This is a genomic window from Hymenobacter terrigena (assembly GCF_054776515.1).
In genome coordinates, this window is sequence record NZ_BAAHBU010000004.1 from 590020 (window position 1) to 602973 (window position 12954).

A 12954-nucleotide genomic window follows, 5' to 3' on the forward strand; every position below is an offset into this window, starting at 1 on the left:
GGTTATTCCTCGCTGTAGGCCCACTCCACGCCCGCCTTGGTGTCTTTTATCACGATGCCCTGGCTTTTGAGAGCGGCCCGGATAACATCGACTTTGTCGTAGGCTTTCTCGGCTTTGGCTTCGGTGTAGAATTCCAGGGTCAGCTTGAGCAGCTCCTCGGCATTGGCGCGGGGCTCGTCTTGCAGGCCCAGAATGTCCGTTACCACGGCACGGTAAGCATCCACGGCTTCGTTGAGGGCGGCCGAGGAGACGGTGGCCATCGCGGCCGTGGTAGCGGCCAGGGTGTTGAACTTGCGCAGCAGGTTGAACAGGCTGGCAATGGCGCGGGCCGTGTTCAGGTCGTCGTTGAGGCCCACGAACACGTCGGCCACCAGCTTGCGCAGTTCGGTGTCGCCAGCAGCGGTATCGGGCTGGCGGCCTTCAGCCAGCGGCGCCACCGTGCGGTCGCGGATTACCTCGCCCGAGAGGCTGTCGGCCGTGAGGCGGTCGAGCAGGCGCAGGCCATTCATCAGCTTGCGGTAGCCTTTGCGGGCGGCTTGCAGGGCGTCGTCGCTCACATCAACCGGGCTGCGGTAGTGCGCTTGCAGCAGGAAGAAGCGCACCACCATCGGCGAGTAGCCGAAAGCCAGCGGCCCGGTCGGGCCCTTGAACATGTCGCCGAGCAGCACGAAGTTGCCTAGGCTTTTGCTCATCTTGGTGCCGTTCACGGTTATCATGTTGTTGTGCACCCAGAAGCGCGCCTCGTCGGTGTGCGAGTGGCTGCCCTGGCTCTGCGCAATCTCGCACTCGTGGTGCGGAAACATCAGGTCGAGGCCGCCGCCGTGGATGTCGCTCAGGTCGCCGAGGTACTTGCGGCTCATGGCCGAGCACTCCAGGTGCCAGCCGGGGAAGCCTTCGCCCCAGGGCGAGGGCCAGCGCATGATGTGCTCGGGCGAAGCCTTCTTCCAAAGGGCAAAGTCCAGCGGGCTGCGCTTCTCGCTCTGGCCTTCGAGGCCGGCGCGGGAGTTGGCCATCTGGTCCTCAATGCTGCGGTTCGAGAGCTTGCCGTAGCGCTTGCCTTCCTCGTCGTACTTCGGCACGTCGAAATAGACCGAGCCGTTGACTTCGTAAGCCAGGCCGTTGCCGATGATTTCCTCAATCACCTGAATCTGCTCGATGATGTGGCCGCTGGCCTGGGGCTCGATGTCGGGCGGCAGGCAGCCCAGGCCCAGCATGTGCTGGCGGTAGCGGTTGGTGAAGTGCTGGGCCACCTGCATGGGCTCGATGCGGGCGGCGCGGGCGGCCTTTTCCATCTTGTCCTCGCCGGTGTCGGCGTCGCTTTCGAGGTGGCCCACGTCGGTGATGTTGCGCACGTAGCGCACCTGATAGCCTAAATAGCGCAGGTAGCGCGTGAGCACATCGAACACCACGGGGCCGCGGGCGTTGCCGAGGTGGGCTTCGCTGTACACGGTAGGGCCGCACAGGTACACGCCCACCTGGGGCGGATGCACGGGCTGGAATTCTTCTTTCTTGCGGGTAAGCGTGTTGTAGAGCGTAAGCGACATGGTGCAAAGGTAGCGGGCCGGGCGACGTGCGCCGGCTGGCAGGCCACAACAAAACATTAGGGCCTTTTGCTCAATTCGCCGGAACGTTTTGTGCAAAAGGTGCCGGCGGCGGGCTTGCCCCTATTTCAGCCGGTACAGGGCTTCGACGGGAAAATGGTCGCTCCATTTAATCTCGCGGTGCACGCGACAGCCCAGCACCTGCCACTCCCGGCTGGCAAACTGCTGGTCGATGCGCAGGCCGGGCAGCTTGCCATTGTAGGTGGCGCCCAGGCCGAAGCCCACGGTGGCCCAGGCGTTCTGGAGGTGGTCGGCCAGCTGGTCGTAGACGTAGGAATAGGGCAGGTCGTTGGTGTCGCCGGCCAGCAGCACGGGGTAGGGCGAACGGGCCACGCGGGCCACAATGGTGTCGACCTGAATGCCCCGGGCCACGGCCCCGTTGCGGAAGCGGCGCAGCAGGTTGGGGGCTTTGAGGCGCAGGCCGGCGCGGCTTTCGGTGGCCGTGGCGATGTCGCTTTCGGCCATGGCCATGCTTTGCAGGTGCAGGTTGAAAACGCGAATGGTATCGGGGCGGGCGCGGCCGGGGCCGGCGGGGCGGGCCAAATCGGCCCACATGGCGTGGTTTTGCGAGAGCTTGCCAAAGGGAATGACGCCCTGCCGCACAATGCGAAAGCGCGAGAAAATGGCCAGCCCGAACTCGGCCCCCGCGCTGTTGGTGAGGCTGGTGGACACGAAAGCGTGCCGCCCGCTGCCCTTGCCCAACTGGTCTTCGGATTGGAAAATGCCGCCGCTTTCCTTCGAGCGGCGCGGCTCGTTATAAAACTCCTGGAGGCAGAGCACATCGGCCGGGCTGGCAGCCAGCCAGCGGATGAAGCCCTTGGAGGAGGCGTAGTCCGGGTCGCGCAGCTGGGCATACACGTTGAAGATGCGGACGTTGGCCGAAATCAGTGAAACACTGTTGGTCACAGGAACAAAGAAGGAAGAACGCAGCATTTCGCCATTGGCCACTTGCTGAGTCTTGGCCTTTGACTCCCCATTAAGCGAAGCGTGCAAAGCCAGCCCCCGCTGCACGTGCGGCCACGTGAGGCCCAGCACCACGATGGGCAGCAGAGCCACCCGCCAGTTGCGCCGCAGCCAGTACAGGGACAGCAGGGCCGTGAGCAGCAGTGCCCCCGGCGTGGTGAGCGCCCCAAACACCACCGGCCAGAACGCGCCGGCCGGCACCTGCTCGCAGGCAATGGCCAGCAGCAGCCAGGCCAGGGTAAGCAAGGTAAATTTGAAAGCGAAAGAGCGGCGCACGGCACAAGCAACAGAGCCGGCAAAGGTAACGGCCGGCCCGTGCTACGGCCCGCCAAGTTGCTAATCGGCCGGCGGGGTGGGCACGGGCCGGGCCGTGGGCTCGGCCAGTCCCGTTTCGCGGACGAAGCCGGCCTTGAGGTGCTCGTAGAGCGAATGCGGGTCGATGAGCGACGCCACGCCCTGGGCCAGCAAGCCGCTGATGAGCAGCTGAAAAATGGCCGAGTGCCGGTCCGTCATTTCGAGCACGAGGATGGCGGCCGTGAAGGGCGAGCGCACCACCCCGGTCAGAAAGCTCACCATGCTCACCAGAATGAGCAGGTTGCGGTCGGGCAGGGCCACGTCGAACACCTGGCAGATGCCGTCGCCCAGAATGGCCCCGGCGCTGAGGGAGGTAGCAAACACGCCGCCCGCCCCGCCGCTGCTGTAGCTGAGCGCCATGCCCGCGAAACGCACCGGAAACAGGTACCACGGCGTCACGCCGTTGTTCTGGAACAGCAGCCGGTTGATGATGGGCTTGCCCGTGCCCACGCCCTCGATGCCCACCCAGTAGGCCAGCCCGCCCAGCAGCAGGCCACAGCCCAGCACCCAGCCCGCCTGCGCGGCCAGCGTGGTGAAGCGCTGGCGGTAGCGGCCCAGCCAGAGCAGCGTTTTGGCAAATACCGCCCCGGCCAGCCCGCACGCCAGCGCCACCACCAGCACCAGCACCTGCACCCGGCCGGTGGCCGGAATGATTTTGGGGAAGCCCAGGTACAGGTAAGGCCCCAGGAACGTCTGGGCCGTGAGGCCGGCGATGATAACGGCCGTGAATACGGCCATCCGAAACCGGGCCATGTGCATCTGGGTCAGCTCCTCCACCACAAACACGATGCCGCCCAGCGGCGTGTTGAAGGCCGCCGCCAGGCCCGCCGCGCCGCCCGTGACCAGGGCAATCTGGCGCGAAAGCTGCGGCCAGCCAGTGGGTTGCAGCTTATTGATGGCCCGAAAAATAGCCGCCGATACCTGAATGGTCGGCCCCTCGCGGCCGATGACGCCGCCGCCCAGCAGCAGCACCACGCTGCTCAGCACCTTCACAATGGCCACCCGCAAACTCAGCAAATAGGCCGTGCGGTGGTGCTGGCTGGGGCTGGAGAGCTGGATGCCGGCCATAACCTGCGGAATGCCGCTGCCCCGCGCCGCCGGCGCCCACTGCCGCACCAGCAGCCACGACGCCCCAAAGGCCAGCGGCGTCAGCACAAACGCCAGCCACGGCGTGCGCGTGAGCCAGACAAAGCTCACCTGCTCGGCCCAGCCAAACACCTTTTCGTAGCCCACGGCCACCACGCCGGTCAGAATGGACGCCACCCAGAACGGAAAGCTCTGCAGAATGAGCCGCCGCACACGGTCGGTCGACAAAGGCTGAATGACGCGGCGGTCGAGCCAGGCGAGGAAGCGGGTATAGCGGGACGGTGAATCAGGCATTCTCGGGAGGCAATGAATAACAAAGGGCAGGCGGCGCTTTCGTTGCTTTCAGCAGGCGCACGGGCAGTCAGGGGCCGGGTGGTGCGCACCGACACCACGACGGTGGTACCGGCCCCATGCGTGGCGAAATGAGCGCAAGCTGAGAAAGCGGCCAGTGCCCTACCCCGCCTCCAGCCACGCCGTGGCCTGCTCAATGTCGTCGAAGAGGGCCACCTCGGCGTAGTGGCGCAGGGCCTGCACCACTTCGTCGGTGTGCAGGCGGCGCTGCGGGTCGGGGCTGGGCAGGGCGGCGTAGCGCACGCGCGGTACTTCGTCGGTGGTGTGCGGAAACCACTCATCAAGCAGCCAGACGCGGTCGGCCTCGCTGAAAGCGGCCGGCATGGCGCGGTGGTCGGCCAGGATGCGGCGCAGGTTGTGGCGCAGCAGCAGGTTGCGAGCATGCACGTAGAGGGCACGTAGTTCGACGCTGCTCAGGGCTTCGCCCGTCCAGTGCAGGTACACGAAAGAGCCGGGAACGTACAGAACCGACCCGACCGCGTTGGAAAAATAGTGCTTCGTTTCTTCTAGCATTAAAATGGATATCCTTGGCAACCCTGAAGCGAATCAGGCATGCAGGGCGGCCAGACAAAGCCGTTTACCTGAAGAGCTTTAACGGGAGTTTTGGCACAAAGGACGGCCTTCATATGACTAAAACCGGGCCGCGCCGCGGCACACCCGCGCGCAAGCCCTTAGCAACAAGCCCAATGCGGGCAGAAGCGCACGAATTTTGCATCATTGCCGTTCCGGCCAAAACGCCTGCTGCCATTGGGCAAGCCCCGGGTTTTTCCCTAATCTTTGCCTTTCCACTCCTTTCTGCCTCTGGCTTTTCTATGCCGATACCTTTCCTCTCGTTGAGCCGCGGTTTGCTGGCCGTGGGTTGCTACGCCGCCTTATTTTCTCAGCCGGCGCAAGCGGCGCGGGGTGCGGCAGCTGTGCCCTCCACCCCCAGTCTCGAATTTGTGCAGAACAAAGGCCAGTGGGACAGCCGCGTGCGCTACGAAGCCAACCTGCCGGCCGGCACCTTGTTTGTGCTGCCCGATGCGCTGACCTATGCCTTCCTGGACCCCGCGGCCCTGCACCACCACGACGGCACACCCCGCCCCGCCGGCAGCACGGCCAAAGCCACCGACATCGCGGCCCATTCCTACACCGTGCACTTTGAAAAAGCCAGTGGCCACGCCCGCCTCACGGCCGAAACACCTACGGCCGGCGAGCGCAACTACTTCATCGGCAGTGACCGCGGGCGCTGGGCCAGCCACGTGGGCGCGTTCCGGCAGTTGCACTACGCCAGCCTGTGGCCCGGCATCGACCTGACGCTCTACGAAAACACCGGCCGAAACCTGGAGTACGACGTGCTGCTGGCCCCCCGCGCCAACCCCGCCCGCGTGGCCCTGCGCTACGACGGCGCCAGCGCCCTGGCCCTGGACGCCGCCAGCAACCTCGTCATCAAAACCACGGTGGGCACCACCACCGAGCTGGCTCCGAAGGCCTGGCAGCTCGATGCGACCGGGCAGCGGCAGGCGGTGGCCTGCCGCTACGTGCTCACGGGCAATACCCTCTCCTTCGCCCTCGGCAGCTACGACCACGCCCGCGCCCTCACCATCGACCCCACGGTGCAGTTTTCGACCCTCACCGGCTCGACGGCCGACAACTGGGGCTTCACGGCGACCTACGACAATTCGGGCAATATGTACTCGGGTGGCACCGTGGCCAGCAACCTGGGCGGCACCTACCCGGCCACGCCGGGCGCGTTCCACACCAGCTTCAGCAGCATCGAGGACATTGGCATCATCAAGTACAACACCGGCGCGAGCGGCGCGGCGGCGCGGGTGTGGGCCACGTACCTGGGCGGCAACAGCAGCGAGTTTCCGCACAGCTTGGTGGTGAACGCGCAGAACGAGCTGGTGGTGCTGGGCAGCACATCCTCCACCGACTACCCTACCACGGCCGGCGTGGTACAGCGCAACTTTGGGGGCGGCACCAACTTCGCCCCTTTAGGCGACGGCCCTCCCTACAACATGCCCAACGGCTCCGACCTGTTCGTGGCCCGCTTCAGCGCCGACGGCAGCCGGCTGCTGGCCAGCACTTACCTGGGCGGCTCGGGCAACGACGGCGTCACGAGTTCCGCGCTGGCGGCCAACTACGGCGACTGCTTCCGGGGCGATGTGCTGCTGGACGGGGCCGGCAACGTGTACGTCGCCAGCAATACCTTCTCGCGCAACTTCCCATCGATGAACAACGGGTTTAATAGCGTGCCAGCGGCCGGCAGCCAGTCCGATGCCCTCGTCTGCAAGCTGACGCCGGGCCTGAGTGCCGTGCTCTGGGCCGGCTACCTGGGCGGCACCGGGGCCGATGCCGCCTACTCGGTGCAGTTCGACACGCAAGGCCGCACCTATGTGTGCGGCGGCACCACGTCGCCCAACTTCCCCACCACCACCGGGGCCTACCGCCCGGCCGCGCCCGGCGGCCCCGATGGCTTCGTGGCCCGCATTAGCGCCGATGGCCGCACCCTGGAACGCAGCAGCTACGTGGGCACCAATGCCTATGACCAAGCCTACCTGTTGCAGCTCGACGCGGCGGGCAATGCCTACTTATTGGGCCAGACGCTGGGCCAGTACCCCGCTACGCTGGGCCTCTACGCCACGGCCAACGGCACTCAGTTTATTCAGAAGCTGAACCCCGACCTCACCGCCGGCCTCTACAGCACGGCGTTTGGCAGCGGCAGCAACGCCAACGGCCCCAACCTGGTGCCCACGGCCTTCCTGGTTGATGACTGCGAGCGGGTTTACGTATGTGGCTGGGGCGGGCAGGTGAACAGCCGGGGCACCGGCTACCTGGGCGGCAGCACGGCCGGCCTGCCCACCACCACCGGGGCGGTTCAAACCACTACCGACGGCTCCGATTTTTACCTGGCCGAGTTTTCGGCGGGCATGACCCGTCTGGAATACGCCACCTTCTTCGGACAGAACGGCGCCCTTGAGCACGTCGACGGCGGCACCTCGCGCTTTGATAAACGCGGCGTGGTGTACCAGGCCGTGTGCGCCAGTTGCAGCAGCAACCAGGGCTTTCCGCTGCCGCCGGGCGCGGGCACCTACACCGTGCGCAACGGCAGCTCGAACTGCAACAACGGGGCTTTCAAAATGAATTTTGAAGTGCTACAGGCCGACCCCGGCCCACGTCGCTACGTGTGCCTCGACAATGGCCCCGTGGCGCTGGCCGGCAGTCCGGCCGGGGGCGTGTGGGCTGGGCCGGGGGTGCAGGCGGCCCCGGGCGGGGGCTACCGCTTCGTGCCCACGGCCGTAGGGCCGGGGCACTACGTCATCAACTACACGGTGGCGACCACCGGTATTTGCCTGAGCACCCGCAGCGTGCGCTACGTGGTGGCCCCGCCGGTGGTGCCCACGTTTGCGCCCGTGCCTCCGCAATGCGTGGCCGGGGCGGCGGTGGCCCTGACGGCCACGCCGGCCGGCGGCACCTTCAGCGGGCCGGGCGTGAGCAATGGCCGTTTCGACCCGGCCGCGGCCGGTATAGGCACCCACACGCTCATTTACAACATCTCCGATTCGCTAGGCTGCGGCACCCTTAGCCAGCAGGTGGTGGTGAACCGCCTGCCCGTCATCACGCCCGGCCGCGACACCACCCTGTGCGCCGACCTGCGGCAGCCCTTCCAGCTGCGCGGCTACGCGCCGGCCGGGGGCGTGTGGAGCGGCACCGGCGTCACGGCCGGCGGCTTTTTCACCCCGCCGAATACCGGCAACCGGGGCGGCGTGTTCCCGCTCACCTACACCGTGACGCAGGGTCCCTGCCAGGCCACAGCTACCCGCACGGTGGTGCTGGCGCCCGTGTCGGCCCAGGATGTGGGGCTGAACCTGCCGGTGTGCGCCGCCTCGCCGCGCTACACCGGCCTGGCCCCGTTCGAATGCCCACTCTCGCCGGTGCTGCTGGCCCCGCACGCCACGTATAGCTGGGATTTTGGCGATGGCAGCGAGCCCAGCATCCTGGCTGAGCCGAAGCACCTTTATGCCCAGCCCGGTACGTATCACGTCACGCTCACGGCGCGCTACGGCAACTGCGAGGTGCTTACCGGCTTCTCGCCCGTGGAAGTGGGCGACGTGTTCATGCCCAACATCATCACGCCCAACGGCGACGCCGCCAACCAGACCTTCCAGCCCCGTTTTAGCTGCCGGCCGGCTTCGCTGGAAGTGTACACCCGCTGGGGGCAGCGCGTGTACCAGACCGATGACTACCACAACAACTGGGACGCCACCGGCCTGCCCGACGGCATCTATTACTACCTGCTGCGCGACGCCGACGACCGCCGGGCCAAAGGCTGGGTAGAAGTGCGCCGCTAAGCTCAGAACTGTCATTCCGAGCGCAGCGAGGAATCTGAGTAAAACGATTGGAACGGCTTTGCCCAGATTCCTCGCTACGCTCGGAATGACAGCCTATACCCCGGCAGACCGCACCTCGCGGCCGGCAATGTCCACGGCCTGGCCGGCTACCAGCACGTGCAGCTGCAAGCCATGCCCGCTGATAACCGCGCCTTCTGCCAGGCCGGGGAGGTTGTTGTGGGTGACCTGAGCCGCATCGATGACCACCACGGCCTCTTCGCCGAAGACGTGCGCGGGCTGGCCGGGCCGGATAACGAGGCCGGTTTCTTCGCTCAGGCCAATGCCCAGTAATTCGGGCTGGGCCAGCACGGCGTGCATGAGGCGCGGGTAGCGGCCGCGCTCGGCAAAGTGCTGGTCGAGCAGTACGCCGGGCAGCAGGTTCAGGCCGGGCTTCACCTCGATGCGGCCGCCCAGCAGGCTGCGCCAGCCGTGGCCATTCACCAGCATAAACTCGGCCACGGCACAGGCCCCGGCGCTGGTACCGGCCACAATGAAGCCGGCTTCAGCCTGGTATTTCTGCCTGAGAATGGCCAGGAACTCGGTGCCGAGCAGGAAATCGGTGAGGCGCTCCTGGTCGCCGCCGCTCATGAAGACGAGGGCGGCTTTGCGCAGGCGAGCCAGGGTGGCGGGGTCGTCGGCGGGGTAGTCTTCGTTCACCTGCAGGTGGCGCACGTGGGGGCAGCCCAGCTGGTGCCAGGCGTGGGCGTAGGCGGCGGCGGTGCGGGCGGGCTGGCGGCGGGTGGCCGTGGTCAGCACTTCAATGGGCAGGTTGCGGTCGGGCAGGAGTTCGGCCAGCAGGGTGAGCAGGGGGTCGTCGTCGCCGCCGCCGAGCACCACGAGGGTGCCCAGCGGGGCGGCAATGGGAGAGGCATCTTCAGGCATGAGCGCGGGGATTGGGCGGCAAGATGGGGCAGCGGCGGAAATTTGGGCGGTGGCAGGGCTGCCGCCACAGTTACGGGAGAAACACTGAAAAGAACGTCCTGCCGAGCGCAGCCGAAGCATCTTGCGTGGGGTAGCAACTCAATGGATTGGATTACTACTGCACGCGAGATGCTTCGGCCGCACTCAGCACGACGTTCGACTTTATTCAATACAACCCCAGCAACAAACCGCCCTACAATACCCGTTTACCGCCTGCTTGGCGCTACTTTTGTGGCGCTTATTCTCTCCATCAACCCCGCTTGCCTAGCGAAGCACCTCCCTCCCCTCTTTTTCATGCAGCCGCAGTCCGTGGAAACCATCACGTCCCTGATTCAGGAGGGCGAATTTTTTAAGCTCAAGCAGCTGCTCCGCGATTTCCAACCTTCGGAGCTGGTCGCGCTCATTGAGGCCGAAGAGGACCGGGAACAGCTCATTATCTTCCGGCTGCTGCCCCTCAAGCTGGCCACCGAAGTGTTCGAATACCTCGATTTGGAGGAGCAGCGGCACTTTCTGGATAACCTGGCCCAGGACAAGATGGCCGACATCCTCAACGAGATGTCGCCGGACGACCGCACGGCCCTGCTGGAGTTTCTGCCCGCCAACTTCGTGGCCGAGCTCGTGCAAAGCCTCTCGGAAGAAGAGCGCAAGGTGACCCTGCAGCTGTTGGGCTACCCCGAATATTCGGTGGGCCGCCTGATGACGCCCGACTACATCGCCATCCGCGAAAACTGGACGGTGCAGCAGGTGCTCGACTACATCCGCCAGCACGGCGGGCAGTCGGAAACGCTGAGCATGCTCTACGTGACCGACGCGCAGGGCGTACTGATGGATGACATCCGCATCCGGGAATTTTTGCTGGCCGCGCCCACGGCCCGGGTGCGCGATTTGATGGACCGCCGCTTTGTGCAGCTCACCGCTACCCAGGACCAGGAAGACGCCATCGACGTATTTCGGCGCAACGACCGCAACGCCCTGCCCGTGGTTTCGGACCAGGGCATCCTGCTCGGCATCGTGACCATTGACGACATCCTGAGCATTCGGGAAGAGGAAGACACCGAGGACATCCAGAAGTTCGGCGGCTCCGAAGCCCTCGACGAGCCCTACCTCACCATGCCCCTCATGAGCCTGGTGCAGAAGCGGGCCGGCTGGCTGGTGGTGCTGTTTCTGGGTGAATTGCTCACGGCTTCGGCCATGCAGTTTTTCGAAGGCGAGCTGCAAAAGGCCATTGTGCTGGTGCAGTTTGTGCCGCTCATCATCAGCTCGGGCGGCAACTCGGGCTCGCAGGCCACGTCGCTCATCATCCGGGCCATGGCGCTGGGCGAGTTCACGCTGGGCGAGTGGTGGCGGGTGCTGCGCCGCGAGCTCATCACCGGCTCGGCCCTGGGCCTGATTCTGGGCCTGGTGGGATTCGGGCGCATTGCCATCTGGCAGAGCATCACGCCCATTTACGGCGAGCATTGGGCCCTGGTGGCCCTCACGGTGGGCATCGCGCTGGTGGGCATTGTGCTGTGGGGCTCACTGGCGGGCTCCATGCTGCCGCTGCTGCTCAAGAAGCTGGGCCTGGACCCGGCCACGTCCTCCGCGCCCTTCGTGGCCACGCTGGTCGACGTCACGGGCCTGATTATTTACTTCTCGGTGGCCCTACTCATCCTGCGCGGCACGCTGCTGTAGAGACGCAAATTTGCGTCTCTACTTCCCGGCCAACGCTCTGAGAACCTATTCCAGCCGCCGCCGGCTGGCCTTCTTCTCGCCCTGAATCTTTTTGCCTTCCAGGCGCTTGCGCACGGCGCTTTTGCTGGGCTTGGTGGGCTTGCGGGGCTTGGGCCGGCGCAGGCTTTTCAGCAATAATTCGTGGAAGCGGGCCAGCACGATTTCCTTGTTGCGGAGCTGGCTGCGGTCGTCCTGCGCGGCGAGCAGCAGCAGGCCGTCGGCGGTGAGCTGGTTCGCCAGCTTCTCCAGAATCAGCTGCTTCTGGCTATCGGTGAGGATTTCGGAGTTCAGCAGGTGCCAGCGCAGCTCCACGCGCGATTCCACTTTGTTCACGTTCTGCCCGCCCGGCCCGCTGGCCCGGCTGGTCTGGAACGTGATTTCGGGCAGGAAGGCGGCAGCGGGAGGAAGCATGAGGTAAAAGTAGCGTGGACTCTGCGAGTCCGCGCATGGGCGCTTTGGATAGCTCGGGCAGGCGCGGACTCGCAGAGTCCACGCTACACTACTTGTTCAACAACATCGCCCCGTACGAGTACCCGCCGCCAAACACCGTAATAATCACCTTATCGCCGCTTTTCAGGGTGTCCCATACCTCGGCCAGGCCGATGGCGGCCCCGGCGCAGCCGGTATTGCCGAGGCGCTCGATGTTGTTCACGGTGCGCTCCAGCTCGATGCCGAGCTGCTTGGCCACATTTTTCGAGATGCGCAGGTTGGCCTGGTGCGGGATGAGGTAGGTCAGGTCGGGCGTGGCAATGTGGTGCTTGTCGAGCAGCGTCTGGGTCACGCGGGCCATGTAGGTGCAGGCCTGCTGAAATACGTCGCGCCCGAAAGGCATCACGATGCCTCTTTCTACCGGCTTCAGGGTCACGGCTTCGTCGGCCTTGCCCACGGGGGCCGCGCCGCCGGTAATGACTTCGGCGATGTGCAAATCCCCAGGGCTGATGCGCTCCTTGCTGATGAGCAGGGTCGCCGCGCCGTCGCCCCAAAGGTGGCCGGCCATGGTGTCTTCCTCGTTGTTGTAGGCCGTGTTGTGCTCGGTCACTACTATCACGGCGCGGCTGGCCTTGCCCATGGCAAAGTAGCCTTCCACGATTTCCACGGCGTTCAGCAGCGAAGAGCAAGCCGAGGAGATGCTGACGGTCGGGATTTCGTTGATGTCCAAATCGCGCTGCACGGCGTGCGCGGCGGTGAAAATGGTATCGTGCGGCGTGTAGGTGCCGGCCACAATAAGGTCGACACTAGCCTGGGCAAAATCGGGAGCGGCGGCCAGCGCGGCGCGGGTAGCGGCAATGGCCATGGTGTTGGCATTCTCGCCGGGGCCCGCTTTGCGGCGCTCCTGAATGCCGGTGCGCTCAATTATCCACTCGCTGGCCAAACCATTAAGACGAGTGAAATGAGCATTGGTAACGACGGCCTCCGGGAGGTAGGCCGCCACATGATGAAGATACACGGGGTGGTATTGGGTGAAACGCAAAGCCGACAAGCGGCCCCACAAAGGTACGGCCCGCATTCTCCGGCGGTCGGCCCGCCCCGGCCATATGCCCGAATTTTATACCCGCAGGCCACTATCGGCCACCAAAAAGCCCCGACCGCCAGCG

9 protein-coding genes are annotated in these 12954 nt (G+C 65.4%); 2 read left to right on the top strand and 7 right to left on the bottom strand.

What is annotated here, in order from left to right; translation table 11 throughout:
- Nucleotides 1–2: 2 nt before the first annotated feature.
- The 4 genes from cysS to ACYU7Q_RS18935 all read right to left on the bottom strand — a co-directional run bounded on the left by cysS (nt 3) and on the right by ACYU7Q_RS18935 (nt 4868).
- Nucleotides 3–1544 carry a cysteine--tRNA ligase gene (gene cysS, locus ACYU7Q_RS18920; RefSeq protein ID WP_460611008.1) on the bottom strand — a complete coding sequence of 514 codons (1542 nt, stop codon included), beginning with the start codon at nt 1542–1544 and terminating at the stop codon, nt 3–5.
- A 120-nt stretch (nt 1545–1664) separates the two neighbouring features.
- Entirely contained in the window at nt 1665–2840 is a 1176-nt protein-coding gene (locus ACYU7Q_RS18925) for an endonuclease/exonuclease/phosphatase family protein (RefSeq protein ID WP_460611009.1), read from the bottom strand.
- A gap of 60 nt (nt 2841–2900) precedes the next feature.
- Nucleotides 2901–4298 (bottom strand): chloride channel protein, encoded by a 1398-nt coding sequence (locus ACYU7Q_RS18930; protein ID WP_460611010.1) that lies wholly within the window; start codon nt 4296–4298, stop codon nt 2901–2903.
- A gap of 159 nt (nt 4299–4457) precedes the next feature.
- Nucleotides 4458–4868: a hypothetical protein gene (locus ACYU7Q_RS18935; protein WP_460611011.1), complete on the bottom strand. Its 411-nt coding sequence runs from the start codon at nt 4866–4868 to the stop codon at nt 4458–4460.
- A 401-nt stretch (nt 4869–5269) separates the two neighbouring features.
- Between ACYU7Q_RS18935 and ACYU7Q_RS18940 the strand changes: the two genes are divergently transcribed.
- Nucleotides 5270–8689, top strand: a complete 3420-nt coding sequence (locus tag ACYU7Q_RS18940; RefSeq protein WP_460611012.1) for a DUF7948 domain-containing protein — start codon at nt 5270–5272, stop codon at nt 8687–8689.
- A 93-nt stretch (nt 8690–8782) separates the two neighbouring features.
- Here ACYU7Q_RS18940 and ACYU7Q_RS18945 read toward each other — a convergent pair whose 3' ends face one another.
- Nucleotides 8783–9610, bottom strand: coding sequence for a cyanophycinase (locus ACYU7Q_RS18945; protein WP_460611014.1), 828 nt, complete (start codon nt 9608–9610; stop codon nt 8783–8785).
- Between the two features lie 333 nt (nt 9611–9943).
- Here ACYU7Q_RS18945 and mgtE point away from each other — a divergent pair, with 333 nt between their 5' ends.
- Nucleotides 9944–11320, top strand: a complete 1377-nt coding sequence (gene mgtE, locus ACYU7Q_RS18950; RefSeq protein ID WP_460611015.1) for a magnesium transporter — start codon at nt 9944–9946, stop codon at nt 11318–11320.
- A 45-nt stretch (nt 11321–11365) separates the two neighbouring features.
- Here mgtE and arfB read toward each other — a convergent pair whose 3' ends face one another.
- Complete coding sequence (arfB, locus tag ACYU7Q_RS18955) at nt 11366–11770, bottom strand: aminoacyl-tRNA hydrolase (RefSeq protein WP_460611017.1); 405 nt, start codon at nt 11768–11770, stop codon at nt 11366–11368.
- Between the two features lie 88 nt (nt 11771–11858).
- Nucleotides 11859–12806: a 3-oxoacyl-ACP synthase III family protein gene (locus ACYU7Q_RS18960; protein ID WP_460611018.1), complete on the bottom strand. Its 948-nt coding sequence runs from the start codon at nt 12804–12806 to the stop codon at nt 11859–11861.
- Nucleotides 12807–12954 lie beyond the last annotated feature (148 nt).

Coding starts and splice junctions, on each gene's coding strand:
- cysS (WP_460611008.1), bottom strand. CDS start 1,544: ATGTCGCTTACGCTCTACAACACGCTTACCCGCAAGAAAGAAGAATTC.
- ACYU7Q_RS18930 (WP_460611010.1), bottom strand. CDS start 4,298: ATGCCTGATTCACCGTCCCGCTATACCCGCTTCCTCGCCTGGCTCGAC.
- ACYU7Q_RS18935 (WP_460611011.1), bottom strand. CDS start 4,868: ATGCTAGAAGAAACGAAGCACTATTTTTCCAACGCGGTCGGGTCGGTT.
- ACYU7Q_RS18945 (WP_460611014.1), bottom strand. CDS start 9,610: ATGCCTGAAGATGCCTCTCCCATTGCCGCCCCGCTGGGCACCCTCGTG.
- mgtE (WP_460611015.1), top strand. CDS start 9,944: ATGCAGCCGCAGTCCGTGGAAACCATCACGTCCCTGATTCAGGAGGGC.
- arfB (WP_460611017.1), bottom strand. CDS start 11,770: ATGCTTCCTCCCGCTGCCGCCTTCCTGCCCGAAATCACGTTCCAGACC.